Genomic DNA, 25,827 nt, shown 5'->3' with positions numbered 1-25,827 from the left:
CTGCTAGCTGCTGCCAACTGCCGTTCATACTACCGGGCGATCTGTGGTATACTGGGTAAAGATGACCGTCCGGCCGCTGAAATACCCAGTCGCCGGTTTTACAAAGGGAGGCTATATACCGTGGAGTACCGAGTAGATCATATCGGGATCAACGCCGGCAGCAGCCAAAAGGCAGAGCAGATGGCCGGCCTGTTCAAGACTCTGTTTGGCTTTGCGCCATGCCGGCTGCCCGTCTCGCATTTTGCCGGCGACCAGATCGAGATCATGCACCAAAACGGCCGCGGTCAAAACGGCCATATCGGCATCGCCGTGGCCGATATTTCGGCAGCCATGGCCGAGCTGACCGACAAAGGGGTATCTTTTGATCTGCCTAACGCCCGCTACGGCGAGAGCGGACGGCTCTATCTGGTTTACACAGACCTGGATATCGGCGGTTTTGCCGTCCACCTGATCGAAAAGAAATAGGAGAGCATCCATGCCCAAAAAACCCTATGTGTTCACATCCGCGCAGCTGCGGTATCTAGAGCTGCTGGCGCGCAGTTATCCCACCATACAGTCGGTCTGCACCCAGATTATCGATCTGCAGGCGGTGCAGAACCTGCCAAAGGCGACCGAGCATTTTATGAGCGACCTGCACGGCGAGTACGAGGCCTTTTATCACATCCTCAACAACTGCTCCGGCGTGATCAGAGAAAAGGTGCAGCTGCTCTTTGGCGATACGCTCAGCAAAGAACAGTGCAGCGAGCTGTGCACGCTCATCTACTACCCCCGCGAAAAGCTCAAGCGGGTCAAGCGCGAGCAGCCGGAAATGGATGGCTGGTACCGCCAGACCTTCGCCCAGCTCATCGCGCTGTGCAAGCTGCTCTCCTCCAAATACACCCGGCAAAAGGTGCGGCAAGCCCTGCCGCCCGAGTACAGCTATATTATCGACGAGCTGCTGCACGCCCAGCCCGACGAGGACGACAACCAGCTGTACTACCATCAAAAGATCGTCGATACCATCATCAGCATCGACAATGCCGAGCCTTTCGTCTGCGCCATGGCTGCGCTCATCAAACAGCTGGCGGTCGACTGCCTGCACATCGTGGGCGACATCTACGATCGCGGTCCCCGCGCCGACAGCATCATGGACATGCTCATGGAGCACCACAACGTAGATATCGAGTGGGGCAATCACGATATCCTGTGGATGGGCGCCGCCTGTGGCAGCGAGGCCTGTATCGCCACCGCCGTGCGCAACAGCTTGGCCTACGGCAATCTCAGCACGCTGGAAAACGGTTACGGCATCAGTCTGCGCCCGCTCACCCTATTTGCCGCCCGCACCTATCAAAACGCGCCCAGCGCCGAAAGAGCCGCCCACCGGGCCATCACCGTCATGCTCTTAAAATTAGAGGGCCAGGTGATCCTGCGCAACCCCGACTTTGCCATGTCCGACCGGCTGCTGCTCGATAAAATAGATGCGCAGCGGCAAACGGTAGCGCTCTCCGGTCGGTGCTACACACTCAAAGATCCCGATTTTCCCACTGTAGACCCGGCCGATCCCTATGCGCTGTCGCCCGAAGAGGCCCAGGTGCTCGCCGAGCTGAAAGCCGCCTTTAAAGAGAGCCGCCAGCTGCACCGGCATGTGCAGTTTTTGTACGCCCGCGGGGCCATGTACCGCTGCTACAACCACAACCTGCTCTATCACGGCTGCGTGCTGCTCGATGAGAGCGGCCAGCTGCTCACTGTGCAGATGGGCGGCAGATCGCTGCGGGGCAAGGCGTATATGGACTATGCCGACAGCATGGCCAGAAAGGCCTATTTCGGCCACCTGCACGGCTCTAAAAAAGTCTTTGCCCGCGATTTTATGTGGTACCTGTGGTGCGGCCGGTACTCGCCGCTCTTCGGCCGCGAAAAGATGACCACCTTCGAGCGCATGTACATCGCCGACGAAAATACCTGGGAGGAGCGCAAAAACCCCTATTATACCTTCTACAACAGCGAAAAGACCTGCAAGATGATTTTGCAGGAGTTTGGTCTGCGCGGCAGCCACAGCCACATCATCAACGGCCATGTGCCGGTGCGGGCCCAAAGGGGAGAGAGCCCCATCAAGGGCGGCGGGCGGCTCATCGTCATCGACGGCGGCTTCTGCCGGGCCTATCAGCCCACCACCGGCATCGCCGGCTACACGCTCATCTATAACTCGCACGGCATGCGCATCATGTCCCATCAGCCTTTTGCCGACACCGAGCGCGCCATCGACGAGAACGAGGACATCCTCTCCCGCTCCCAGGTGTTCGAGACCGAGGTCGCCCGCCTCATGGTGCAGGACACCGATAAGGGCAGCCGGGTCAGCGATCAGCTGTACGATCTGTCACTGCTGCTCACCGCCTACCGGCAGGGGGATCTCATCCCCAAGCTGCCGGCCTCCCAGGCCGGCCGAATGCCCGGCGGTTACGAGGAAGATGAGCCGAACACGAGCGCACCGGGCCCCGTATCGTAAAAAAGAGCCGGACCGAGTGGCTTCCCGCCACCGCAGTCCGGCTCTTTATCATGTGTCATGTCCTGCTATTTGGCTTTTTGTCGCGGCGCCGGTATGCGGTGCGGCACAGCAAACACAGCAGAATGCCGGCCAGCACGCCGGCAAAATCCAGCAGCACATCGCTCACCTGTCCGCTGCGCCCGGGCACAAAAAGCTGGATCGTCTCGTCGCACAGCGCCCCGGCCAGCCCGCAAAAAAATATGGTGAACAGGTGGGGCCACAGGCGCCTGGTATACTGCCCCAGCGTCACCGCCAGCAGCAGCCCATACAGCGCGTACTCGGCAAAATGGGCGCTCTTTCGCACCAGGTGGTCGGTCACCGCCAGCGGGATCGACCAGTTCTCCAGCAGCCGGTTGATATGGGCCACCACACCCAAACTGCGCTGTCCCGATACCTGCGCCGTCTGCAGCGAATTAAAAAAGATAAACAGCAGATAACCGGCAGTCAGCACCGTCCAAAACAGCTGTCGCTTTCTCTGTGCGGTCACAGTACCACATCCCGTCTTACATAGTCTTTTGGCAGCCCTGCCGCCAACGCCTATCATACGCAAATACGGGCGGTTTTGCAACCGCTCGCCCCTTTCGCCACTCGGTCCAGCGTGGTATACTGTTAAAAAAGCCGGTTTCTTACCGGCGCTTACAGATGATCTTTAGCCTACGAGGTGATCGGCATGTATCAAGAAATCACACAGCAGGCCCTGCACGCGGTCAGCCAGCTCTTACAGGTGGCTAAGCTGCAGCCCGGCCAAATACTGGTGGTGGGCTGTTCCTCCAGCGAGGTGGCGGGCCAGCAGATCGGCTCCCACTCCAGCACCGATATCGCCCAGGCCATTTTCAGCGGCCTCTACCCAACGCTAAAAGAAAACGGCATCTATCTGGCGGCCCAGTGCTGTGAGCATCTCAACCGCGCGCTCATCGTCGAGCGCGCCGCCGCCGAGGCTTATGGTCTGCCGCAGGTAAACGCCGTGCCCCAGCCCAAAGCCGGCGGCTCCTTTGCCACCGCCGCCTATAAAGCTTTTGCCGACCCGGTAGCCGTAGAGCGGATACAGGCCCACGCGGGCATAGATATCGGCGACACGCTTATCGGCATGCATCTGCGGCCGGTAGCTGTGCCGGTGCGGCTCTCTGTGCGGCAGATCGGCCGGGCCAATCTGGTCTGCGCCCGTACCCGGCTCAAGTTCGTAGGCGGCAGCCGCGCCCAGTACGACCCCGCGCTGCTCTAAACTGCCATCTCCAATAAAAACAACAGGCGCCCCGCCCCAGGCTGTTCTAGCCGGGCCGTGGGCGCCTGTCGGCCAAGTCTCCGTGTGGCGGTCAAAAAGGGGAGAACAGAAAAAGAGCACGGTCTATGAGCCGCGTTGATAGCTGCTGCAGCCGGCGGTGGGCCGCTGGTCGTCGGCGGGTATCTCTGCTGCCCGGGCGCCGGTCGGCGCCAGAGCAAAAGAGAGCCAGTACAGCATACCCAGCACCAGGATCGATAGAATAAACCAGGTCAGCATCCGCTTTTCCGCCCGCATCCGTACCGCACCTCCCGCCACCTGTGATGAGATCGAGTATAGTGGCCGATGCTGAACAGCGGGTGTCGAGTATTTGAGCGGCAGGTGAAAAGTCCGTTAAATTTTTGTGTCGCCCTATATGGGCGCACACAACACTACAGCACTACCGATAGAGGGGGGAACTGCCGTGCCAGCACTGCGCCAGATCAAATTGCCGGTCAAAAAGCTGGTGGCCATGACCGCGCAGTGCGGCAGTATCGACAGCCGCTATACCGGCCCCGACCGGGCGGCCGAGGGGTCGCGCATCCACCGCCGCTTACAGCGGCAGGCCGGCGATGACTATCAGGCCGAGGTGGCGCTGCGCATCGACGTCGCCCACGGCGGGTTTCTGTTTACCGTCGAGGGCCGCGCTGACGGTATATTCGAGCAAGACGGCCAGTTTACAGTGGACGAGATCAAGACCACCGCGGTCAGCTTTGAGCTGCTGCACGAGGATTTTGACCCCATGCACTGGGCGCAGGCCATGTGCTACGCCCATATCTACTGCCGGCAAAACGAGTTGCCGGGCATGGGGGTACAGCTCACCTACTACCAGATCGACACCCGGCAGGTCCGCCGCTTTCAGCGCACTTACACCGCCCTGCAGCTGGAGGAGTACTTTGTCGGCCTGCTCGAAAAATACCGGGTCTGGGCCCAATTTCAGCTCGACTGGTCGGCGCTGCGCGATCAGTCTATCCGCGATCTGTCTTTTCCCTTTGCCAATTACCGGCCCGGGCAGCGGCAGCTGGCCGTGGCGGTGTACCGTACGGTACAGGCCGGCAGTCGTCTGTACTGCCAGGCCCCCACCGGCATCGGCAAAACGGCCTCCACGCTGTTTCCCGCCTTTAAGTCGCTGGGGGAGGGACTATGCGAGAAGATCTTTTATCTCACCGCCAAAAATACCACCGCCGGGGCCGCCTTACAAGCTGTTGAGCACATGGCCGCCGGCGGCCTGCGGGCCAAAACGGTGGCGCTCACCGCCAAAGACAAGATCTGCTTTTTAGAGGAGCGCCACTGCGACCCCGACCACTGCCCCTATGCCGACGGTCACTACGACCGCGCCGGCGACGCGCTGTACCAGCTGCTCCAGCAGCACGACCACATCACCCGCCAGGTGCTGGAAGATACCGCCCGCCAAAACCGGGTGTGCCCCTTCGAGCTGGGGCTCGACTGCTCTCTCTGGTGCGACTGCATCATAGGCGACTACAACTACCTGTTCGATCCCACCGTAGCTCTCAAGCGCTTTTTTGCCGACGATGGCGGCCCCTATGTCTTTTTGATCGACGAGGCCCACAACCTGCCCGACCGCGCGCGGGAGATGTACTCCGCCCGCCTGCGCAAATCCGATCTGCTGCAGCTGCGCCGTCAGCTGGGCAAAGAGCAGCGGCAGCTGTTTCGCGCACTGGGTAAAGTCAATACAGCGCTGGTGGCACGGCGCAAGCAGTGCCAGGAGCAGGGGGGCGGTTACACCCAAAAGAGGCAGGATGAGGAGCTCATATCTCTTTTGCAGGGCTGCTCGGCGTCCTGTGCCCAGTGGCTCGAGGAGCACCGCGGCCACGCGCTCGAGCAGCCGGTACTCGAGCAGTACTTCGCCATCGAGGACTACCTGCGCACCGCCTCACTGTTCGACGAGCGCTACATCCTGCTGGTGCGCGCCTTCGGCAGCGAAGTGGTGGTACAGCAGCTGTGTCTCGATCCCGCCCACTTATTGCAGCAGGCCATGAAAAAGGGGCGGGCGGCGGTGCTCTTTTCGGCCACTTTCTCACCGCTCAGCTTTTACGCCCAGGTGCTGGGCGCCGATGAGCGATCCAAAAAATACCAGCTGCCATCGCCGTTTCCCCGCAAAAATCTGTGTCTGCTGGTAAACGGGGCCCTCAGCACCCGCTACCAGCACCGCCAACAGAGCGCCCCGGCCGTGGCCGACTGTATCGCCGCCGTGGCCGGGGGCCGGCCGGGGCATTATATGGTCTATTTCCCCTCCTACAGCTATCTGCAGCAGGTCAGCGACCTGTTTGGCGCCCAGTACCCCCATATCCCGCAGCTGTGCCAGCAGCCGGGCATGGATGAGGAGGCCCGAACAGCATTCTTGCAGCGCTTCGACAGCGGCGGCGACACGCTGGTCGGTTTTTGTGTACTGGGGGGCGTGTTCGGGGAGGGGATCGACCTGGTGGGCGATCGGCTCATCGGCACTGTGATCGTGGGGGTGGGCCTGCCTCAGCTGGGCACGGAGCTCGACGCCATGCGCGACTACTACGATCAAAAAAACCGTCAGGGCTTCGCTTTTGCCTATCAGTTTCCGGGCATGAACAAGGTGCTGCAAGCCGCCGGCCGGGTCATTCGCGACGAGCGCGACCGCGGAGTGGTGCTGCTCATCGACGACCGCTTTTTGTCGCCCCGTTACCAGATGCTCTTTCCGGCCCACTGGCAGGGTTTTGCCCGCGCCGATTCAGTAGAGGCCATATCCGGCGCCGTACAGGCTTTTTGGCAGCCGCCGGCATCCGGCGGTAACCAGAGCGGTGGGTGACGGAGGCTGCTGTTATGTAAAAAGAGCGGCCCGCGCCTATCTTTCCACTGCACGAACGACCGCTCTTTTTTTGCGCCTACCGGCCGGTCCCGCCGTCGGCCAGCTGCTGTACATAGCGTGCCATCTCTTTTTTCGAGGTCACCTGATGGGTGCCGTCGATGATCCGCTGTTGCGCTGCTGCCGGCAGGGCAGAAAAGTGCTCCATAGCGGGTACATTTTGTGCCAGAGCCATCCCAAATCCCATGGGCAGGTCCGAGAGGATATTTTTTTCTTGCATACGATCGCCGCCTTTCGGTAAAATAATATTGCCGCTTTAAAAAGGGGGGCCGTTGCGCCCCATGTATATAGTGTGGGCAAAAATCGGCCAGTCTTGCGCCTGGCGGCAGATCCGCCGCATATTTTTAATACCGGCCGGCCAGCGGTTTTTGGCTTCCTCGTGCGGTATCATCAAATAACAGGAAATAGCTGGTGGAATTACAGAAAGAAAATGTAAAAAAAGTGTTGACTTTCTACCACCGGTATAGTACAATAAATCTCGTCGCTGGGGAGACAAAGCGACACAACGGGAGCATAGCTCAGCTGGGAGAGCATCTGCCTTACAAGCAGGGGGTCACAGGTTCGAGCCCTGTTGTTCCCACCATTTGTGGCCCGATAGTTCAGTTGGTTAGAACGCTAGCCTGTCACGCTAGAGGTCGAGGGTTCGAGCCCCTTTCGGGTCGCCAATTATGCCTCTGTAGCTCAGTCGGTAGAGCAGAGGACTGAAAATCCTCGTGTCGATGGTTCGATTCCGTCCGGAGGCACCAGAGTTTTATTGTGCGGGTTTAGCTCATCTGGTAGAGCGCCACCTTGCCAAGGTGGAGGTAGCGAGTTCGAGCCTCGTAACCCGCTCCAGTAAAACGGGTGCAAAGCACTTGTCTCATTGTAAACCGGTCGTTCGATCGGTGTATAAGGCGCCATAGCCAAGCGGTAAGGCAGAGGTCTGCAAAACCTTTATCCCCAGTTCAATTCTGGGTGGCGCCTCCAATATGCGGGTTTAGCTCATCTGGTAGAGCGCCACCTTGCCAAGGTGGAGGTAGCGAGTTCGAGCCTCGTAACCCGCTCCAAAAAAAGCACTTGTCGGTTGCGACAGGTGCTTTTTTCGCCTTTATATATTCCCTGTCTACCGTTTGCCTGCTCCCCCTCAAAAATAGCTTTTTTGGCCCCGGCGGCAAAAGTGTCCCCCAAAACCGGCTGGACAAGCGCTTTTAGGGCGGATAAACCTGCTTCATAGCCTATGTTTGGGGAAAATGCCTATGACAATTCCCGCGTCAAAATGTTATAATATAGCTACACACAATGTGCGGTTTGCTGATAAGACGGCGCGAGTGCCGGTCTTGCCAGTGGGCTGTGCGTTTTTTTGTAGCAGAACAGTGCTCTGTTCTGCCGGGCGTTCAGAGAGGACTGAGGGGTAAATGTTTCAGCAAAACGATACGGTGTTATATGGCGCCCAAGGCGTGTGCCGCATCGCCGAGATCAGCGTGATGGATCTGTGCGGCAACAAAGAGGAATACTATGTACTGCGGCCGGTCTACGACGAGAAATCTACGATCTTCGTGCCGGCGGCCAACCAAAAATTGTGCGATAAAATGCGGCGTATCCTCTCGGCAGAAGAGATCTACGCGCTCATACGCTCTATGCCCGACAAAGAGAATATCTGGATCGAGGACGAAAATCAGCGGCGCGAGGCCTACCGCACCATTCTGGCCGGCGGCGACCGGGTGCAGCTGGTACAGCTCATCAAAACGCTGTATACCCACCAGCAGCTGCAGCAGCAAAAGGGCCGCAAGCTGCACGCCTCCGACGAGCACTTCATGAAAGAGGCCGAGCGCATGCTGTACGAGGAGTTCGCCCACGTGCTCAAGATCAAACCCCAGCAGGTGCTGCCGCTTATCGTCGAGCAGATCGAGGTAGAGGACAAGATACAGTGAGCGAACATATCTTTGCCGACGGCAGTTATGTGCTGCTGCGGGATCGTGACGGCGTCTGGCAGGTCACTGGCCGCAGCGGGCAAAGATCAGAGCTCAAAGCCTGCCACAGCCGGCAGCGCGCGTCTGTGTCAAACAGCGAGATCGCCCGGGCGATGGCTCCTGATGCCGTACTGCAAGAGGCGGTGGAGCGCATCGGTTCAGTGCGCACGATACAGGCCCCCAGCAACAAGGTACGGCGCGAATTTTACAAACAGGCCATGGATGCTTTCGATGAGCTGGAGTGGGTCCGGGTCATCAAGACCGCTTATCTGCGGGGCAAAGACCACTGTGCCCAGCCCTACGAAGAGGCTTACAGTCAGCGGGCCAAGAGCTATCTGCACGGCCAGCTGGCAATCGCACTGTATATACCGCTGGAGCAAGTCGAGCAGTACATCACCCAAAAAGTAGAGAGCGACGAGTGGTGAGGTACGGCGGTCTCCAAACGGGGAGCTGCCGCTGACCTGTACATGTGTACACCGTCAAAATAATAAGCAGCGCCGTTTTATGCTGCGGTAAGGGCCCAGCGGCTGACCGCCTGCTGGGCCCGATCTTTTGTACGGCAGTAAAGCGCAGTACTACCTCGCATATGCGGGCAGTAAAAGAGAGGACAGCCCAGCTGTCGCGGTCTATACTACTGTGTAAGGAGTTTGATGGTATGGAATGGATAGAGCGTCTCAACCGGGCTATGGTCTACATCGAAGAAAATCTCGACGGGGAGATAGACGTCGCGCAGCTGGGGCAGATCGCCTGTTGCTCGGCCTATCACTTTCAGCGCATGTTCGGCTATATGGCCGGGGTGCCGCTGGCCGAGTATATCCGCCGTCGGCGCATGACGCTGGCCGCAGCCGACCTGCAGGGCGGCCAGCAAAAGATCACCGATGTGGCACTCAAATACGGCTACGCGTCGCCCACCGCCTTTAACCGCGCCTTTCAAAGCGTGCATGGGGCAGCCCCGTCGCTGGTGCGTCAGGGCGGTGTACCGGTGCGCTCCTACCAGCCTATCAGCTTCAAGATCACTATTAAAGGAGCAGAGCAGATGGAATACAGGATCGAGAAAAAAGAGGCCTTCGATATCGTCGGTGTCTCGGTGCCGCTGCACCGCGAAATCGAAAAAAACTTTCAGGAGATACCGGCGCTCTGGGGCCGCATCGCCGAAGACGGCACGCTGCCCCGGCTGATGGAGTTGATGGATATTCCGCCCATGGGCATGCTGGGCGTCAGCGCCTGCGGCGACAGCGAGCAGTGGCGCTACTACATCGCTGTGGCCACTACCGGCTCCACACCCGCAGGTATGGAGCGCTACACCGTCCCCGCCGCCACCTGGGCCGTATTCCCCGGCGAAGGCACTGGCCAGTCTATCCAAACGCTGGAGCAGCGCATCGTCACCGAATGGCTGCCCAGCTCTGGCTACGAGTACGCCAGCGGTCCCGATGTCGAGGTCTACCTCAACGCCGACCCGCAAAACGCCAAATACGAGGTGTGGATCCCGGTCGTTAAAAAGTAATCGTCCCTCCTCGCCACACAGCGCAGATGGCACTCCTCAACAGGGGCGGCAGGTACTTGGATAAGTACCTGCCGCCCCTGTTTCTCTCTGCTTTTATCGCTTTCTCTATGCCTTTTTGTGGCGGCCGCATGAAGTGGTGCAGCGCTAAGAACTCCACCGCCAGCCCCGCAAAAAGGCGGCCAAAGCCATCAAACGGCAACCAGTGCAAAAAGCCCCTCAAAGCCACCCCAAAGCGACCGTGTGCCGTGTACCGGGTACAGTGTACCGTGCCGCCGCCTGCCGGTCAGGCCGTGCAGTACAAACCTGCACACCAAGGTGCACGGCAGCACCGCGGTACCGGGGGTGATCTCGACACGAAACAGGCAGGTGCCATATAGCCAGTCGACCGGTATGTCCGCCAAAAAGTTTGCCGCGCACAGGGGCACGACCGCTGTGCTCTCAATACCCAGCTTGTCATTCATCGCTGTCACCCCGCTGGCTGTCTCCTGCCGGCGGCTGGGTGTCTATAGCGTGCAAAAAGCCACCACTGCTGCACACCGGCATATATCGGCGCAGGTTCCCCAATATCGAGATATGGGTGACCGGGTTCCGGTGCAAAATTCAATGTTCTGGCTATCCCAGCGCGCCAACGGCTCTCACGGCCGCACACAGTCGGCGGGCAGGGGAGAGAAACGCTCCGCGCGGCATATCCGTTCCTGAAACTGCACCGCGCTCAAGTGTCAAAGAGCGGCCGATATATAAAATGGGCTCCCGCTCATAAAGAGGGGAGCCCAAAGATCTTTTATTACATCTCACATCGTACGCGGCGCTCAAACCGATACACTACTGATAAAGTAGCTGCTTACAGGCTGTCACAGGCACCGCGGGTGCCAAAACCAATACCTTTTTTCCAGGGGCTGCGGTAGATGTTGGCCGCCCGGGTCCCCGAGTGCTCGCCGTCCACCCAATCGCCGCCGGCCAGCATGGTAGCCAGCGTCGTATTGTAGTAGTGGAACAGGTTGCCGCCGTTTACTTCCATAGGGGTCTCGTCGTACCAGACCCACTGTTTTTCGCCGGGTGCCGGTGCAGGCACCTCCGGGTCGGGCTTTACCAGCACCTCGTCTACCCATTCCCACACGGTGCCGCAGCAATCGGCACAGCCCAGCGCCGACACTGCATTGGGCACAAAGCCGGTCATGTTGCGGGCAGTGTTAAAGGCGGCAGACCAGCAGTTTTCATTGGTCTCGTCCTCGCCTTCGGGGCTGCCGTAAGCGGCGCGGCAAAACTCACTGTAGCGCAGCATCCGCTTGCCGCTGCGCAGCAGTTTTTCCTGAAAAATATACCAGTTGGCGCCTTCAGCTCCGGTCATGGGGGTGGCGTGCCAGGCAGAGCGCAAGCCGCCCTGCCCATCGTCAGAGGCGATGTAGATATCCACCCAGGTGCCGCTGCCCAGGTAGACCATTCCGCGGGGGTCGCAGCTGGGCCGGTGCTGCAGCGTCCAGACCGAGGCCGGCAAGATCCCCGGGGCCACATTGGCTTTCCAGCCCTCGCCAAAAGCCTTGCCATCGGTGCCTACCGGCTGTCCATCAGCAGCCAGCGCCCGTACCATCCCGTAGTGGAAGCCACCGATCTGGCGGCAGTCGCCGGCGGCGAAACCGTCGGGGTAGGTGGCGTTGCGGCTAATGACCGGTCTTGCCGTATCACCGTCCTTACAAAGGTAAATACCATAGTCGGCTCCCACGGTAAAGCTGCCGGTATCCAAGTCGCTCTCGGTCAGCGTACGGCTAGTGCTCTCGTACAGGTCGCCGCCCACTAAAAATGTGCAGCCTTCAAGTAGCTGTACCGATCCCGTATCTTTTGCACGCAGATAATCTTTTTGCGGCGCGCGGCCATCCAGCGCCGCGGCAAAAGCGGCGGTCAGGGCCGTATCGATCTTTTTCATTTGGCGATCCCCCTCTCAGCAGCGCACAGGTCCTCTTCGGTGATACCAGTCACCTGCATATAGCTGGCCATGGCCGGCACCAGCAGGCAGCTGTCTGCTGCGGGCACGGGCCGCGACAGGGTCAGCCGCAGCGTCTCCTCCTGTCCGATCTCGTTTTTAATAGCCACTACATCTAAGATCTCGCCGCCGTTTTGCGTCTGTACGCCCGGGGCGATCTCGCCGCAAAACAGCACCTCTACCTGGGTGCGGTTCTGGTCGGCGGTATGGATGGGGCAGTGGACCCAGCTCAGGTAGCGGATCTGGTCGATGGCCGCCTGCAGCACCTGTGGGCACAGTTTGCCGTCTTTTACCATCTGCAGTGCATGGCGCACGTCAGACGGGGTGTTGAGCGCGATAGATTTTGCTGACACTTGTAATGCCTCCTCTGTAAAACTGCGGTATCATTACCAGCACGATTATAGCACAAAAGCCTGTCCCCATACTAAAAAATCCGTTTTGCAGCCACAAATACGTCAGGGGGTACAAAGTTTTGTCCCCCACTTTGGGAGTTATTGCAAAACAGTGGCGCGGCCGGCACGAAATTTGCTATACTAAGAGCGTACCGGGCAAACATAACCACACACAGATCTTCATACCCATGGTAGAGAGGTGAGGATATGTTTTGCAGAGTAAAGAGCGTACGCCTGTGGCAGCTGATACTGGGCCTTTCGGTGTGCGTGGCGGTAGGGGCCGCATTTTTTAATTTCCGCAGTTTTGCCAGCGAGCAGGACACAGCAGTCAAAAAACGGCCGGCCGTCATTATCGATGCCGGTCACGGCGGGTTCGATCCCGGGGCCTCCAGTCAGGGCATCGACGAGAAAAATATCAATCTCCAGATCGCTCTTACCCTGCGGGATGTGCTGACCTTCCAGGGGTACGATGTGTACATGACCCGCGAGACCGACATCTCTACCGATACCGAGGGGGACGGTGCCCCCAGCAAAAAGAAGTCAGATATGCACAACCGGCTCAAGCTCATCGAGAGCCATCCCGACGCCATCTTTCTCTCTATCCACCAAAACGCCTTTCAGAGCAGCAATAAGGGCTCACAGGTGTTCTACAACAAGAAAAACGCGGAGGGAGAGCTGCTGGCCGAGTGTATCCAAGAGACCATCAAGCAAAATCTGCAGACCGATAGCCACCGCATGCACAAGCCGTCGGGCAGCGAGTACTATCTGCTCAACCAGAGCAAAAACCCCGGTGTGCTCATCGAGTGCGGCTTTATCTCCAACGCCGAGGAGCGGCAAAAGCTGCAAGACCCCGAATACCAAAAGCAGCTGGCTTTTTGTATCTATCAGGGCATGTTACAATATGTAGAGAGGTCCGCCCTGCAAAAGTAAGACTGGCCTTTAGGAGGACGTATATGAGATCAGACCAAAAAGTGATGTTCGTCTGCGACGACTGCGGGGCCGAGTTTGCCCGCTGGAGCGGCCAGTGCCCCAACTGCGGCAGCTGGAACTCGCTGCAGGAGCGGGTGATGCTGGCGCGTGGCGGCGGCGCCAAAACAAAAGTAGCTGCCAAAAAAGCGGCTGGCGGCAGCGGGTACAGCGACCTGCAGCCGGTCACCTTAGATCAGGTCGAGCAGCACCGCGAAACGCGCTTTCTCACCGGCCTGGAAGAACTTGACCGCGTGCTGGGCGGCGGTATCGTGGCCGGGTCGCTGGTGCTATTGGGCGGCGAGCCCGGCGCCGGCAAATCCACACTGCTGCTGCAGATCTGCGAGTATCTGGCGCAAAAGCTGCAGATACTGTATGTATCGGGGGAGGAATCCACCCGTCAGATCAAGCTGCGCGCCGACCGGCTGGGGGTCAAAAACCCCAATTTAAAGGTGCTGGCCGAGACCGATATCGTCTCGATTTGCAACTTAGTCGCCGCCACCGCGCCCGACCTGGTCATCATCGACTCTATCCAGACCATGAATTTAGAGGAGCTGGCCTCCTCGCCGGGCAGCGTGGCCCAGGTGCGCGAATGCACGTCTCTGCTCATGAAAACAGCCAAGACCAAAGATATACCGGTACTCATCATCGGCCATGTCAACAAAGACGGGGCCATCGCCGGCCCCAAGGTACTAGAGCACATCGTGGACACGGTGCTCTATTTCGAGGGGGACAAGCACTTCACCCACCGCATTTTACGGGCGGTCAAAAACCGCTACGGCTCCACCAACGAGATCGGCGTGTTCGACATGACCGGCCACGGTCTCAAAGAGGTCAAAAACCCCTCTATGATGCTGCTCACCGGTCGGCCGCTGGGCGCTTCGGGCACCTGCGTGGCCTGCAATATGGAGGGCAGCCGCCCGCTCTTGTCCGAGGTGCAGGCGCTGGTCACCAAATCCGGTTTTGCCGTGCCGCGGCGGGTCTCCACCGGCTTTGATTACAACCGCACCAATCTGCTCATCGCCGTGATGGAGAAAAAGGCGGGCTTTTTCTTCGGCAATCTCGACGTGTACATCAACGTGGTGGGCGGTATCAAGCTCGACGAGCCGGGTGCCGATCTGGCGGTGCTGCTGGCCATGTACTCCAGCTTAAAAGATCAGCCGGTAGCCGAAGAGGTGGTGGCCATCGGCGAAGTGGGCCTCACCGGCGAGGTGCGGGCGGTCGCTCAGCTGTCCCAGCGGGTGAGCGAGGCCAAGCGCCTGGGCTTTGGGCGCATCGTGGTGCCCCAGCAAAATCTAGACCACGAGCAGCTGTCGGTGCCCGGCATCCAGGTCATCGGCGCCAGAACGATAAAAGACGCCTTTAAGGCCGCTTTTTAAGCGTGTGGGCCGCTGTTTGGCGTCTTGGCGTCCAGCGGCATGTAGTGGGCACAATCTCCCTCCTCGGTGCGCTGGCCGGGCGCAGGTGACGGCAGCTCACAGTAGCCGTCTCTCTGGTATTTGCAGTTTTTGCAGCAGATGACAAAATTCATCGCGATCTCCTCCAACGCTGGCGGCGCGGCTATTTCCAGGGAAAAGAAATCCCTGCGCGGCCATTTTCTGTTATTGTAACTGCTTTGCGGCGGTTTATTCCCTGTATTGGCTGGCTTTTACATCTATATCGCCAACCTTTTTTGCAAAACTAATCCAAGAACGCGGTGCGGGCTTTGAGCGGCGCAGTTTTCTCGGAATTTTGGCGAAAAGGGGTATGTGGATATGAAGAAAAAAGTGGCGGTCTTGGGGGCGGTACTTACGGTGGCGCTGCTGTCGGCGCCGGCAGTGCAGCTGCGGGGGGTGCAGCAGGCGTCGTTTACTTATCTGCGGCCGGTCACCTACACCCAACAGGTGGTCGTGGCCGGCGAAGTGGCGCAAAAAGAGGGGGAGTCCTACTCGCTCGACTACCCCGTGGTGGCCAAAGACGTGCTGGTAAAAGAGGGCCAATGGGTCGAGGCGGGGCAGACCATCGCCACCGTCGACGCCCAAAAAACGGCCAAGCTCATCCAGGAGACCTATTCCAGTCAGGCGCTGCAGGTGCTGGGCGGGCAGAGCAAGCTGGGTACCAGCGCGCTGCCCCAGACCATACAGGCACAAAAGAGCGGCTATATCGGTTCGGTCTCGATCAAAAAAAATCAGTCCACCGCCCCGCAGGACGAGCTCTACACGCTCTCTGAGGGAGGGGCGCTGCTGGTAAAGGTCTCTATACCCGAAAGCGAGATCGAAAAAGTGGCTGTGGGCCAGCAGGCCCAGGTGACCTGCTCGGCCTTTTCCGACAAGAGCATGTCGGCAACCGTCACCGATGTGGCCAAATTTGCCAAAAAAGAGACCCGCGGCACCAGCCAGTCTACCGTGGTAGAGGCAGAGCTGGCCCTGGAGGGGGCCGGCAGTGAGATCATGCCCGGCCTCACCGCCACCGTCTCTATCCAGTGCGATGACCCGCAGCAGATGTCGGCGCTGCCCCAGTCATTTATCGGTCAGGATGAACGGGGCGAATTCCTGTACATTTTGCAGGATGCCTGTAAGGTCAAAAAGCACTACATCACCACCGGCCGCCAGACCGGTGAGTGGGTAGAGGTGCTCGACAGCACGCTGACGGGCCAGCCCATCCTCTCGCAGCAGCAGGTCAAAGAGGGGAGCACCTGTCTGCTCAGAGAAGGGGCTGTGCGATGATGAACAGCCTGCACACAGCGCTGCGCTCGGCGGCTAAAAACAAGTTTCGCACAGCCATCACCGCACTCAGCGTGTTTATCGGCGTCCTGTCGGTTCTGCTCATCTCGGGTATCGTGCAGGCAGGCAAGACGGCTCTGGGCCAAGAGCTCAGCTCACTGGGGGCCGATGGGCTCACCTTAAAGTACAGCGAGGACAGCACGATCTACCAGCTCGATGAGTCGGCGCTGCAAAAGGTCGCACAGACAAAAGGCGTCAAAGGCGCCTCACCCATCGTAGTAGAGCCCGGTCAGCTCACCGGTCCATCCGGCAGTGTGCAAAAAGTGTACACCTGGGGCGTGGGCAACAACGCCGATAGCCTCATCTCACTCGACTTACTTTGGGGTCGCTCGATCTCCCGCGGCGATATTGCCAGCCGGGCAGCGGTCTGCCTGCTCGACAGCAAGACGGCACAGGAGATGTTTGGCCGCGAAAACGTGGTGGGCAAACGGGTACCGCTGAATATCGCCGGCTACCAGCAGGAGTTCGAGGTAGTGGGGGTCGTGTCCTCCTCCAGCAACATTCTAAAGAGCTTTGCCGGCGGGCTCATGCCCACCTTGGTCTACACCCCGTACACCGTTATCCCCATGGCCACCGGCGATTCAAGCTTTGACCAGATCGCCGTCAAGCTCGATCAGGGCGCCGACAGTCAGGTGGTGCGCACCCGCCTGCAAAAAGCAGTAGACCCCGATGGCCGCTGCGGGGTCGATATCCTCGACCTGGCCTCACAAAAAGACAGTCTCGACCGTATTTTAGACATCGTCACACTGGTGCTCAGCTGCGTGGCCGCCATATCGCTTTTGGTGGCCGGCATGTGCATCACCACCGTCATGATCTCCTCGGTGGCCGAGCGCACCCGTGAGATCGGTATCAAAAAGGCGATCGGGGCCACCTCCGGCAGCATTCTGCGCGAGTTTTTGGCTGAGGCCATGCTGCTCTCGCTGGTGGGCAGCACGGCGGCTGCTCTGCTCTGCTTGCTCCTGCTAAAAGCCGCCACCGCGCTCACCGGTATCGACATGGCGCTCAGCAGCACCGTGCTGTTTTTTAGTTTGGTCGGATCGGTGCTATTGGGGGGCGCTTTTGGCGCCTACCCGGCCTATAAGGCTGCCCGTATGCACCCGGTCGAGGCACTGCGGCGAGAGTAGGACCGCTGTGAGGTCTCGCAATTTTCGTCCGCCCAGACCCACCATACCCAAAAGAGGGGAGAGCCCATGCTCATCATCGGCAATATACCGCTCTGCTATCGGCAGTCGCTACAGGCACATCTGCCGGAGCAGGAAGAGATATTGTGTCTGCCCAACAGCAAAAAGCTTCCCGTACAGACTGCATATCACGCCGATATGCGGCTGTTACATATAGGCGACGGTCAGCTGGCCATCGACTGCGCTATCCCGCCTCAGCAGCGTGAAAAGCTGTGGCAGATAGGCTATGTAATAACGTTTTTACAAGAGCTGGGGGAGCGCTATCCACAAGATACAGCCCTCAATATTGCCCTGGTAGGCGAACATGCGCTGTTTAACCCGCAAACAGTTCCGCATCCGCTCCAACAGCTTCTGTGTCAAAAGTACCAGCCGGTACCAGTCCGGCAGGGGTATACGCGTTGCAGTACCGCTATACTGGGTCCACAGGCGATCATCACCGCTGATACAGGTATTGCCGCCGCGGCGGCAAAGGTGGGGATATCGGTGCTGCATATACGTCCCGGCCATATTTTACTGCCGGGGTACGATTACGGCTTTATCGGCGGCTGTGTGGGCCGGGTAGGCGATACGCTCTACAGCACCGGCAGCCTGGGCCGGCACCCAGACGGACAGGCGATGCGCGCGTTTATCAGAGCACAGCAACTAAAACTAATTCAGCTCACTGATGGGCCGTTACGCGATATCGGCGGTATGATCTGGCTGCCCAACAGAACGAACTATAAAAAGTGAAAAAGCAGCTGCCCGTAAAATACCAAGATCTATCCAGCAGTGAGTCCAGCAGTAAACCACAGTGCGCAGTTTGTAAAAAGACCGGTCGAGTGAAAATAAAAAAGGCGCCAGTACATTTTTACAGCTCATCCCAAATCTGAGCTTGTACAAAGTGAAGAGAAGTGGTATTCTATTTATAGTGGTAATTGCGCTAAATAAAAATTTAGTGCAATTTAGGGTATAGGAAATTGCTGTTTTCCCAACAAACCCACATTAGGCTCATACAAGCTCACACACGAATGACGTTTAAAGAGTCCTGTATAAAACTATATAATTTGGATTTGGCGCCTGTCAGAATGCAGCTCTGGTGTGTATTCCACTGACTACGATATTATATTATATATTGCGGCCACGCACATCACGCACGTAATGTAAGAATGTAAGAACGACTGGCCCGCCATTCCGACCCCCACGTCTTACCGCGCCAAAACACTTTATTCACGTTTATTTTGGAGGTTTTCCCATGGCCACAGATTATGCCGTCAGCTGCCCGCCGGTCATCAAAGATTTTCTATTTTACATGCAGACCATCAAGGGCCGCTCGGTGCGCACCGTCGAGAGCTACTTTATCGATCTGCGCACCTTTTTTCGCTTTATCAAACAGTATAAAGGCCTGTGCAGCAAAGATATGCAGTTCGAGGATATCGATATCCTCGATGTCGACCTCGACGTAATCTCATCGGTCACGCTGTCGGATGTGTACGAATACATGTATTTTATCACCCGTCAGCGCCAAAATAGCGCGGCCACGCGCGCCCGCAAGGTATCCTGTCTCAAGTCCTTTTATAAATATCTCACCGTCAACGCCAAACTGCTCGAGTCCAACCCGGTCAAAGACCTTGAGATCCCAGCTATCAAAAAGAGTATGCCCAAATACCTCACGCTGGAACAGAGTCTGGAACTGCTGGTCCATGTCCCCGAAGACAATCCGCACTACCAGCGCGATTTTTGTATCCTCACTCTGTTTTTGAACTGCGGTATGCGGCTGAGCGAACTGGTGGGTATCGATATGACCGATATCAGCGAAAATACCGCCCGTATCACCGGTAAAGGAAACAAGGAGCGCATCATCTACCTCAACGATGCCTGCCTGGCCGCCGTCGAGGCCTATCTGCCGGTACGCGCCAAAGGCCTGGCCAGCGTCAAAGATAAAAATGCGCTGTTTCTCTCCAGCCGCGGCACACGCATCAGTAAGCGCCGGGTGCAGCAGATCGTAGAGCACGCCCTGCAGGCAGCTGGGCTCTCTGGTCAGGGCCTCTCAACACATAAGCTGCGCCACACCGCCGCCACTTTGATGTACCAGCACGGCGGGGTCGATATCCGGGTACTCAGCGAGATACTGGGGCACGAACACGTCTCCACCACCGAGATCTATACCCATGTCTCCAATCGCCAAATGCAGGAGGCCTCAAAGCGCTCGCCGCTGGCCGGTGTCAAGGTCCCCAAAAAGAAACGCGTCCCCAACGCAACAGACGCGCCGACAGACGACGACCCGGGCGATCCGCCAAAAAGATGAGCACTGTACTTTACATATGGCATATAGAACCAATTACAACGCAAACAGAAGAGCAGACCGAGCGCGCACAAAACCGCTCGATCTGCTCTTTGCTCTGCCGTTTCAATCAATACGCTGCTCCGCCCGCAGTATCCGATCCAGCGCCTTACCTTTCGCCAATTCATCGATCAATTTGTCAAGATATCGGATCTCCTGCATCAGCGGCTGCTGTATCGCTTCCACCCGCACCCCGCATACTGTCCCCTTGATTAGCTTGCGGTGCGGGTTCATCGCCGGCGCACCCTCGAAAAAGGCGGCGTAGGTGCTCTCCCCTTCTGCCAGCTGGTCGAGCTCTGTCTGGCAATATCCTGTAAGCCAGTGGATGATCTCATCCACCTCATTTTTTGTCCGCCCCTTTCGGTTGGCCTTGTCAATGAGCAGCTGGTATATTTTCGAAAATCGCATTTGGTATATCCGTGTATCTTCCATAATGCACGTACGCCCCTTCTGCTGTATTTTGTCTCATCCAGTCTCGTCCGGCGGCGGCCAGTCACGAAAAAGTAGTACAGCCCGGCTTTTTCCTCGCCAGCAAGTGCCCAGATTGCCGCTATATAACATCTATATTGCCCCATATCTCAAAAAATAGTATGCGATCACTTCCCTGGCAGCACCCAAGCACCTACCGTCTTAGTCCTGGTCGCACAAGACCACTTTTCAGTGCCGATACACAGCCCCCAACAGCCGCTCCCCCACTCTTTCACCGTGTCAACTTTTGTCTCTCATACATAAGTCAAGAGCTCCCGCTCCGCACACAGAAAGCTTGTTACTGTGCACGAGAACAAGGAGCTCACGAAAAACATGATCAGCGAATAAAATTGGTGCGGGCGCGGTCTATCGCCGGCGGCGGGGGCAGCGTCTTTGCGGTCTGTTCTTTCATCTGCAGCAGCCAAGCCATGTTGGCCGCCAGCACGCGCAGGGTGTCTAGCCCCTCGGCGTCCTGGGCCGCCTCTCCCGGTTTGGCCCCGTGGATGATGTTCCAGTAGCTCGAGGGGGCCACCACCATCTCCGAGATAAGAAAATAGTGGTTGAGCTCATCAAAGGTGCTCATACCGCCGCTGCGCCGCAACACAGCTACCGCCGCACCGACTTTGTGCCGCATGCAGCCGGCACTGGCGTAAAACAGCTTGTCCAAAAATGCCTTCATGGTGCCGGCCACACCGGCATAGTATACCGGGCTGCCGATGATCAGGCCGTCTGCCGTATAGACCTTCTCGCACAGCGCGTGAAAGTCGTCTTTTTCAAAAGCACAGCGGCCGGTCTTGCTGCACGCCCCACAGGCCATACAGCCGCGGATCATCCTATTGCCCACCTGTATGGTCTCAGTCTCGATGCCTCGCTCCTGCAGTGCGTCAGCTACCGTCTGCAGCGCTAAAGCGGTGTTGCCGTTTTTGTGCGGGCTTCCATTTATCAATACTACACGCATCTAAACCTCTCCTTTTTTCAGTGGTCTCTTTTTAAATTTGGGATGGTGGATCTTGTACGAGGTCTTGGCCTCATTTTGCAGCACACGCTGGTAAAACTCGGTAGTCGAATGCGCCAGGTGCCCCGACAGCTCCTGCACGTGCTTGAGCGGGGCGCCGTCCTCCAGCAGATGTACCGTAAACGACTGCCGCAATGTCTTGGGGGTGATGTACGGCCCCAACCCGGCCTTTTCTACATAGCCGTGAAACAGCTTACAAAAGCCCTGTCTGGATATGGGCCCGCCTTTTAAGTTGGCAAACACCAGCTGGCTCTTTGGTGCTGTGCACATCAGTTGGGGCCGCACCTGCTGTAAATACTGCTCTAAAGTGGCCAAAAATCCCTTGTAGAGCGGTATCTGCCGCGGCCCCTGCGCCCCGTAGATGGTGATGAGCGCCCGCGGTATGTCGAGCTGGGTCAGCTGTAGCTGTAAAAGATCTTTTACCGGTATGCCACTGGCGTAGAGCAGCTCGATCATGGTGCGGTCCCGCAGCCCCTTGGCGGTCCCGGTATCGATCGCCGCAAACAGCGTGTCGATCTGTTGGGGCGACAGGATCTCGGGGTATTTGCGGGGCTTTTTATTCTGCTGCAGAGGGATGGCCGACAGCTGATTATACGAAAACAAGTCGATCGCTTTCAGGTACTTTACCAGCGCATTTATCGAGGAGATCTTGCGGTTGATGGTCGATACCTTGTTGCCCTGCTCCTTTAAGTGCTGCAGGTAGCGCTCTACCGCCGGGTAGGTGATGCTGTCCACATCGCCCTCAAAGCGGCAGTACTCCAAAAATGCCTGCACGTCCAGGCAATAGGCGCGCCGAGTATTGGCGGCGACTTTGGCGGCAGCCAGGTGCTCGTCAAAACTGTCTATGATGGCATACACTGTCGTCACACCTCCCCTCTCGTGGTCCCTATACCTGTATGTGGGCCGAAAATATCAAAAAGCAGAGCACTTTGACGCCGGCGGCCAACAGGCACAGCCCGCCCGCCACCAGTACACTGCCGCGCAGCTTTTTAAAGCGGCCGGCCAGCTCCTGTTTTTCCCCTAAAAACAGGTCCTTGCACACCAGATATGCGCAAGAGGTGCACAGCCGGGCAAAGCAGATCATCGCCACCGCCGTGAGCACCGTCGCCGGCAGCAGCATCAGCAGGTTAAATAAGATACCGCTGCCGCTATAGGCGCTGTACAGGTACCCGCCTACTAAGCCGCTGCCAAAGCCGTAAACGGCCACGATCCCGTAGCAAAACGGGATGCCCACCCCGCTAAAGGCGCTCAAAAGCAGGCACAACAGCAAGAAAAGCGGCAGCAAAAAGGCACTTACCGCCATGTGCCACAGCTGGTTGGATACAGCCGTCTGCACCAGGCGCATACAGCTGCCAAAAAACAGATCACCGCTGTGCTGGCGCATGGCCGGTACCGTCAGCGCTCCAGCCAGCAGCCCCAGAAAAAAAGCGACTGCCAAACTGGTGGTGAGCGGATCTAAAAAAGGTGCCGCCCCGCCGCGGTGTGGGCGGCCGGGCCGGCCTGAAGTTCGTCTCATACCAATACCTCCTGTCACAAGAGATATATATGAGACAAGCTACCCATCTAGTACAAGCTGCCGGCAGTTTTACTTTTTGCCCAGCTCATAGGCGCGGTCCACACAAGCCTTGATGCCGTGCTCCACCGCCTGGGGCATCCCCTTTTCTACAAAGCCGTCGATACCGGCAATAGTAGTGCCGCCCTTCGAGCATACCTTGGCGATCAGGTCATCGATATCTGCCCCGGGGGCCAGCATCATCTTGGCCGAGCCGATCAGTGTCTGGCAAAACATCTCTTTGGCCATCTCGCGGTCGATGCCGTACTGCTGGTGCAGGCAGTCGCAAAACAGCTTGGTGTAAAAGTAGATAAAGGCCGGCGAGCTGCCATTGGCGGGGATGATCTCATTGAGCTTATCCTCGTCGATGTACCACACCTTACCGCTGGCTGCAAAAATATCCCCAACAAACTGCAGTGCCTGGGGCGCGGTCTGCGGCCCACGGCCAATAGCGACCGCCCCTTCACCGATGAGCAGCGGGGTATTCGGCATCACCGGTACCACCTGCAGCTGTGGCCGCCCCAACCTCTGCCGAATATACGGGGCGGTAATGCCGGCGGCGATCGACACCACCACCATATCGTCGTGGATCTGAGAAGAGAGCGCATCCAGCACGTCGTCTATCTGCTGCGGCTTTACCGATAAAAATAGGTACTGGGCAAATTTCGCACAGTCCCCCGCGTCCGAAAAAGTCTGGTGGCCCAGCGCGGCAAAGTGCTCCAGGCGCTGGTGGCTGATATCGCATACCCCAATATTGGCCGCCGGCACCAAGCCGCTGCCGTCTATGCCTTTAATAATGGCCTCTGCCATATTGCCAGCGCCAATAAAACCGATCGTCTCCGTATTCAAAGCAAACACTCCTTTTGGCAATCACCAGCTCGCGCCGCCCGTTCAGGCTCCCCTGTGGGCCGGCTAAAGCATCTTCCCCTATTATAGAAAAAAGCCTGTCAAAACACAAGCGCTGCCATGCGCACAAGAAGCTTGTTAAGAGATGCAAACGCGCATTACCGTCCCGCTTTAGGGTAGGCCCAGCAAGTTTGTGCAGCTATTTTTGCCGATCTTTTTCACCGGTAGCTGTCACAGTGCTATATGCTATAATAAAGGGGAACATATACAGCTGTATGGCAAACACAGCGTACAGTACACAGCAACAGCACACATCATTTAGGGGGATAGCCGATATGTGGGTCCTATTTGCCTGTGGCTCGGCTTTTTTTGCCGGTGTCACCTCTATCCTGGCCAAATGCGGTATTCGAAAAACAGATTCTACCACCGCGACCGCGATCCGCACCATCATCGTATGGGCCTTCTCCTGGCTCATGGTCTTTTTGGTCGGTTCACAGTCTCAAATTTCGCAGATCAGCGGCCGCACCTGGCTCTTTTTGGTGCTGTCAGGGCTGGCTACCGGTGCCTCGTGGCTGTGCTATTTTAGGGCGCTGCAGCTGGGCGATATCAATAAGGTCGTCCCCATCGACAAATCCAGCGTCATCCTCACCATCCTGTTGGCCTGCATCCTGCTGCGCGAACCGCTTCGGCTGTCCGGCGCTGTCGGCGTCGTTTCGATCGCCGCCGGTACCTACCTCATGATCGAGCGGCGGAGCCCGTCCGTCGGCCGCCCTCAAAAAGGCGAGCACTGGCTGCTCTGCGCTGTCGGCTCAGCTGTTTTTGCCAGTCTCACTTCCATTCTCGGCAAAGTCGGCATCTCCGGTATCGAATCCAATCTCGGCACTGCCATCCGCACCGGGGTGGTGCTCATCATGGCCTGGCTGATGGTACTGACCGAGGGTAAAACACACACGGTAAAAAAGATATCTCCCCAAGAGCTCGGTTTTATCTGTCTCTCTGGGGTCACCACCGGGGCCTCGTGGCTCTGCTACTACCGCGCACTGCAAAATGGGCCCGCCAGCATCGTCGTCCCCATCGATAAGCTCAGTATCCTGGTGACGGTGGCGTTCTCCTATTTTGTATTTCACGAAAAGTTATCTAAAAAAGCAGCTGTCGGGCTGGGCTTTATCGTCTCTGGCACGCTCATCATGCTCCTGCCGTGATTTCTATTACCAGTATTCCGGCTGTCTCAGCGGGTGGTGGAGTCATGACTTTGATTTATCCGGTGTTTTTCAGGGTGTCACGGTCGTAAATGGCAGCTGGTATTTTCGGTGCTGCCCACATAAAACTGCTGTTTGTTCCCGATGCGCTCACCTGCGCCCCTGCACAGATCTCGGCGCTGCTTGCTCGCTACCAGTCTTCGCGGAGCTTGGCCGTAAATGTGATCTTCTGGTACCGACACGGCAACATCATGGCCGCCGCGGTACTTATATGGGGCATCCACCCCCGCTGCGCACGGTAAATGGTCCGGCGCCTATTCTGCTTTCCCCATACCATCACTGTTGCCAATAACTCTTTTTATTCATGCGCCGCCGCTCTATGGCCGTCAACGCCGTTCACGCGCAAAAAGGCAGCGGACCAAACCATCTTGGTCCGCTGCCTTTTCTGTTCTCTCTATATTGCTGCTGCGCCCCACCGGCGGGGCCGTATCGATCACGTACGGCAGTACTTTTACCTCCGCTACACCTTACTTTATAAAACGCTAGTGGTGTTTTTTGCGGTGATTTACGCCCAAAACGCCGCCCAGTGCACCGGCCAGCACCCCAATAGCCACTTTGGTGATGAGCTGACCGCCAAAGTGAAAGCCAAAAAAGATGAGCGAGAGCAGCACCAGGATCACCATCAGTGCGGCGCCCGATAGCGCCCCCATCAACATGCCGTTTTTGCGCCGCAGCTTGGCGGCTAAAAAGCCGCTACCAAAACCGCCCAACCCCAGCGTGGCCAAAGCGATGATGCGCAGCACCGTCACGTTAAAGTCCTGTACCGTCATTACCGCTGCGCAGATGCACAGCAAGATCAGCATCAGCAGTGCTCCGCCTCCGGTCCCCCAGAGTAGCGTCTTTACCATCGTACCTGTCTCGCCGGTACCGCGTGCGGTCTGCTGTCTGCCCTTCATGCCCACTCACCCCATCAATCAAGTTTTATGGGATATGTATATGTGCGCATCGGCGCCGGTATGCCGGCCCCCGGCGGTGATACAGGCAAAAAAGTGGCGGGGC

The 25,827-nt window shown here is 57.8% G+C and carries 28 protein-coding genes and 6 tRNA genes; 21 read left to right on the top strand and 13 right to left on the bottom strand.

Annotated features, from left to right (window positions below):
* The first annotated feature begins 120 nt into the window (after positions 1–120).
* Complete coding sequence (locus C6Y32_RS04395; RefSeq protein ID WP_105204040.1) at positions 121–465, top strand: VOC family protein; 345 nt, start codon at positions 121–123, stop codon at positions 463–465.
* A gap of 10 nt (positions 466–475) precedes the next feature.
* The gene (locus C6Y32_RS04390; protein WP_105204038.1) at positions 476–2,482 is read left to right on the top strand and encodes a fructose-1,6-bisphosphatase; all 2,007 of its coding nucleotides are present in this window, start codon (positions 476–478) and stop codon (positions 2,480–2,482) included.
* Between the two features lie 55 nt (positions 2,483–2,537).
* Here C6Y32_RS04390 and C6Y32_RS04385 read toward each other — a convergent pair whose 3' ends face one another.
* Complete coding sequence (locus tag C6Y32_RS04385) at positions 2,538–3,008, bottom strand: VanZ family protein (RefSeq protein ID WP_164998135.1); 471 nt, start codon at positions 3,006–3,008, stop codon at positions 2,538–2,540.
* Between the two features lie 183 nt (positions 3,009–3,191).
* Here C6Y32_RS04385 and C6Y32_RS04380 point away from each other — a divergent pair, with 183 nt between their 5' ends.
* Positions 3,192–3,743: a TIGR01440 family protein gene (locus C6Y32_RS04380; RefSeq protein WP_105204034.1), complete on the top strand. Its 552-nt coding sequence runs from the start codon at positions 3,192–3,194 to the stop codon at positions 3,741–3,743.
* 123 nt (positions 3,744–3,866) lie between these two features.
* Here the strand turns inward: C6Y32_RS04380 and C6Y32_RS15280 are convergent, their stop codons facing one another.
* A complete protein-coding gene (locus C6Y32_RS15280) occupies positions 3,867–4,037 on the bottom strand; it encodes a hypothetical protein (protein WP_164998134.1) in 171 nt (56 codons plus the stop codon).
* A gap of 166 nt (positions 4,038–4,203) precedes the next feature.
* Here C6Y32_RS15280 and C6Y32_RS04375 point away from each other — a divergent pair, with 166 nt between their 5' ends.
* Complete coding sequence (locus C6Y32_RS04375; RefSeq protein WP_243562523.1) at positions 4,204–6,579, top strand: ATP-dependent DNA helicase; 2,376 nt, start codon at positions 4,204–4,206, stop codon at positions 6,577–6,579.
* Between the two features lie 76 nt (positions 6,580–6,655).
* Here C6Y32_RS04375 and C6Y32_RS04370 read toward each other — a convergent pair whose 3' ends face one another.
* Positions 6,656–6,856 carry a hypothetical protein gene (locus tag C6Y32_RS04370; RefSeq protein ID WP_105204033.1) on the bottom strand — a complete coding sequence of 67 codons (201 nt, stop codon included), beginning with the start codon at positions 6,854–6,856 and terminating at the stop codon, positions 6,656–6,658.
* A 287-nt stretch (positions 6,857–7,143) separates the two neighbouring features.
* Here C6Y32_RS04370 and C6Y32_RS04365 point away from each other — a divergent pair.
* The 9 genes from C6Y32_RS04365 (at position 7,144) to C6Y32_RS04325 (ending at position 10,089) form a co-directional block, all read left to right on the top strand.
* Positions 7,144–7,219: transfer RNA gene (locus C6Y32_RS04365), tRNA-Val, on the top strand.
* Between the two features lie 5 nt (positions 7,220–7,224).
* Positions 7,225–7,301: transfer RNA gene (locus C6Y32_RS04360), tRNA-Asp, on the top strand.
* 5 nt (positions 7,302–7,306) lie between these two features.
* A tRNA-Phe gene (locus C6Y32_RS04355) sits at positions 7,307–7,382 on the top strand.
* 12 nt (positions 7,383–7,394) lie between these two features.
* Positions 7,395–7,470 (top strand) — tRNA-Gly (locus C6Y32_RS04350).
* Between the two features lie 58 nt (positions 7,471–7,528).
* Positions 7,529–7,602, top strand: a tRNA-Cys gene (locus C6Y32_RS04345).
* Between the two features lie 4 nt (positions 7,603–7,606).
* Positions 7,607–7,682: transfer RNA gene (locus tag C6Y32_RS04340), tRNA-Gly, on the top strand.
* Positions 7,683–8,030: 348 nt separating this feature from the next.
* Positions 8,031–8,546 (top strand): CarD family transcriptional regulator, encoded by a 516-nt coding sequence (locus C6Y32_RS04335; protein WP_105204031.1) that lies wholly within the window; start codon positions 8,031–8,033, stop codon positions 8,544–8,546.
* The gene (locus tag C6Y32_RS04330; protein ID WP_105204029.1) at positions 8,543–9,010 is read left to right on the top strand and encodes a hypothetical protein; all 468 of its coding nucleotides are present in this window, start codon (positions 8,543–8,545) and stop codon (positions 9,008–9,010) included. Before C6Y32_RS04335 ends, C6Y32_RS04330 begins: the two co-directional genes overlap by 4 nt.
* A gap of 230 nt (positions 9,011–9,240) precedes the next feature.
* Positions 9,241–10,089, top strand: a complete 849-nt coding sequence (locus tag C6Y32_RS04325) for an AraC family transcriptional regulator (protein WP_105204027.1) — start codon at positions 9,241–9,243, stop codon at positions 10,087–10,089.
* Positions 10,090–10,277: 188 nt separating this feature from the next.
* Here C6Y32_RS04325 and C6Y32_RS04320 read toward each other — a convergent pair whose 3' ends face one another.
* The 3 genes from C6Y32_RS04320 to C6Y32_RS04310 form a co-directional block, all read right to left on the bottom strand.
* Positions 10,278–10,559, bottom strand: coding sequence for a hypothetical protein (locus C6Y32_RS04320; protein ID WP_129589384.1), 282 nt, complete (start codon positions 10,557–10,559; stop codon positions 10,278–10,280).
* Positions 10,560–10,930: 371 nt separating this feature from the next.
* Positions 10,931–12,010, bottom strand: coding sequence for a phage major tropism determinant (locus tag C6Y32_RS04315; RefSeq protein WP_105204023.1), 1,080 nt, complete (start codon positions 12,008–12,010; stop codon positions 10,931–10,933).
* Complete coding sequence (locus tag C6Y32_RS04310) at positions 12,007–12,420, bottom strand: hypothetical protein (protein ID WP_105204021.1); 414 nt, start codon at positions 12,418–12,420, stop codon at positions 12,007–12,009. Before C6Y32_RS04310 ends, C6Y32_RS04315 begins: the two co-directional genes overlap by 4 nt.
* A gap of 246 nt (positions 12,421–12,666) precedes the next feature.
* Here C6Y32_RS04310 and C6Y32_RS04305 point away from each other — a divergent pair, with 246 nt between their 5' ends.
* Both C6Y32_RS04305 and radA read left to right on the top strand, forming a co-directional pair.
* Positions 12,667–13,389: an N-acetylmuramoyl-L-alanine amidase family protein gene (locus C6Y32_RS04305; protein ID WP_105204019.1), complete on the top strand. Its 723-nt coding sequence runs from the start codon at positions 12,667–12,669 to the stop codon at positions 13,387–13,389.
* A gap of 23 nt (positions 13,390–13,412) precedes the next feature.
* Positions 13,413–14,804 carry a DNA repair protein RadA gene (gene radA, locus C6Y32_RS04300; RefSeq protein WP_105204017.1) on the top strand — a complete coding sequence of 464 codons (1,392 nt, stop codon included), beginning with the start codon at positions 13,413–13,415 and terminating at the stop codon, positions 14,802–14,804.
* On the opposite strand, the gene C6Y32_RS15275 is transcribed toward radA, so the two are convergent.
* Complete coding sequence (locus C6Y32_RS15275) at positions 14,801–14,956, bottom strand: hypothetical protein (RefSeq protein WP_164998133.1); 156 nt, start codon at positions 14,954–14,956, stop codon at positions 14,801–14,803. The two genes, radA and C6Y32_RS15275, sit on opposite strands and share 4 nt — an antisense overlap.
* A gap of 223 nt (positions 14,957–15,179) precedes the next feature.
* Here C6Y32_RS15275 and C6Y32_RS04295 point away from each other — a divergent pair, with 223 nt between their 5' ends.
* The 4 genes from C6Y32_RS04295 to C6Y32_RS04280 all read left to right on the top strand — a co-directional run bounded on the left by C6Y32_RS04295 (position 15,180) and on the right by C6Y32_RS04280 (position 19,652).
* Positions 15,180–16,130: an efflux RND transporter periplasmic adaptor subunit gene (locus C6Y32_RS04295; protein ID WP_105204016.1), complete on the top strand. Its 951-nt coding sequence runs from the start codon at positions 15,180–15,182 to the stop codon at positions 16,128–16,130.
* Positions 16,127–17,311 carry an ABC transporter permease gene (locus C6Y32_RS04290; protein ID WP_105204014.1) on the top strand — a complete coding sequence of 395 codons (1,185 nt, stop codon included), beginning with the start codon at positions 16,127–16,129 and terminating at the stop codon, positions 17,309–17,311. The genes C6Y32_RS04295 and C6Y32_RS04290 overlap by 4 nt, the downstream gene beginning before the upstream one ends.
* Positions 17,312–17,377: 66 nt before the next feature.
* Entirely contained in the window at positions 17,378–18,097 is a 720-nt protein-coding gene (locus C6Y32_RS04285) for a DUF6873 family GME fold protein (protein ID WP_105204012.1), read from the top strand.
* 502 nt (positions 18,098–18,599) lie between these two features.
* On the top strand, positions 18,600–19,652 hold the full coding sequence (locus C6Y32_RS04280; protein WP_105204010.1) for a tyrosine recombinase XerC: 1,053 nt from the start codon (positions 18,600–18,602) through the stop codon (positions 19,650–19,652).
* 102 nt (positions 19,653–19,754) lie between these two features.
* On the opposite strand, the gene C6Y32_RS04275 is transcribed toward C6Y32_RS04280, so the two are convergent.
* From C6Y32_RS04275 to proC, 5 genes are all read right to left on the bottom strand, one after another.
* Entirely contained in the window at positions 19,755–20,120 is a 366-nt protein-coding gene (locus C6Y32_RS04275) for a DUF2200 domain-containing protein (protein ID WP_105204008.1), read from the bottom strand.
* A gap of 373 nt (positions 20,121–20,493) precedes the next feature.
* Positions 20,494–21,114, bottom strand: a complete 621-nt coding sequence (locus C6Y32_RS04270; protein ID WP_105204006.1) for a flavodoxin family protein — start codon at positions 21,112–21,114, stop codon at positions 20,494–20,496.
* Positions 21,115–22,038 carry a tyrosine-type recombinase/integrase gene (locus C6Y32_RS04265; protein ID WP_105204004.1) on the bottom strand — a complete coding sequence of 308 codons (924 nt, stop codon included), beginning with the start codon at positions 22,036–22,038 and terminating at the stop codon, positions 21,115–21,117. It abuts the gene before it with no gap.
* A 19-nt stretch (positions 22,039–22,057) separates the two neighbouring features.
* On the bottom strand, positions 22,058–22,687 hold the full coding sequence (locus tag C6Y32_RS04260) for a stage II sporulation protein M (RefSeq protein WP_105204002.1): 630 nt from the start codon (positions 22,685–22,687) through the stop codon (positions 22,058–22,060).
* Between the two features lie 69 nt (positions 22,688–22,756).
* A complete protein-coding gene (proC, locus tag C6Y32_RS04255; RefSeq protein ID WP_105203999.1) occupies positions 22,757–23,572 on the bottom strand; it encodes a pyrroline-5-carboxylate reductase in 816 nt (271 codons plus the stop codon).
* Positions 23,573–23,904: 332 nt separating this feature from the next.
* Between proC and C6Y32_RS04250 the strand changes: the two genes are divergently transcribed.
* Both C6Y32_RS04250 and C6Y32_RS04245 read left to right on the top strand, forming a co-directional pair.
* Positions 23,905–24,771 carry an EamA family transporter gene (locus C6Y32_RS04250; protein WP_105203997.1) on the top strand — a complete coding sequence of 289 codons (867 nt, stop codon included), beginning with the start codon at positions 23,905–23,907 and terminating at the stop codon, positions 24,769–24,771.
* Positions 24,772–24,860: 89 nt separating this feature from the next.
* A complete protein-coding gene (locus C6Y32_RS04245) occupies positions 24,861–25,070 on the top strand; it encodes a hypothetical protein (protein ID WP_105203996.1) in 210 nt (69 codons plus the stop codon).
* A gap of 240 nt (positions 25,071–25,310) precedes the next feature.
* Here the strand turns inward: C6Y32_RS04245 and C6Y32_RS04240 are convergent, their stop codons facing one another.
* Complete coding sequence (locus tag C6Y32_RS04240) at positions 25,311–25,724, bottom strand: TIGR04086 family membrane protein (RefSeq protein ID WP_105203994.1); 414 nt, start codon at positions 25,722–25,724, stop codon at positions 25,311–25,313.
* Positions 25,725–25,827: the final 103 nt, after the last annotated feature.

Source organism: Neobittarella massiliensis (ex Bilen et al. 2018) (assembly GCF_900289145.1).
Classification (GTDB): domain Bacteria; phylum Bacillota; class Clostridia; order Oscillospirales; family Ruminococcaceae; genus Neobittarella; species Neobittarella massiliensis.
Note: the sequence above shows the minus strand (reverse complement) of the source record. Positions and strands in the feature narration are given on the sequence as shown.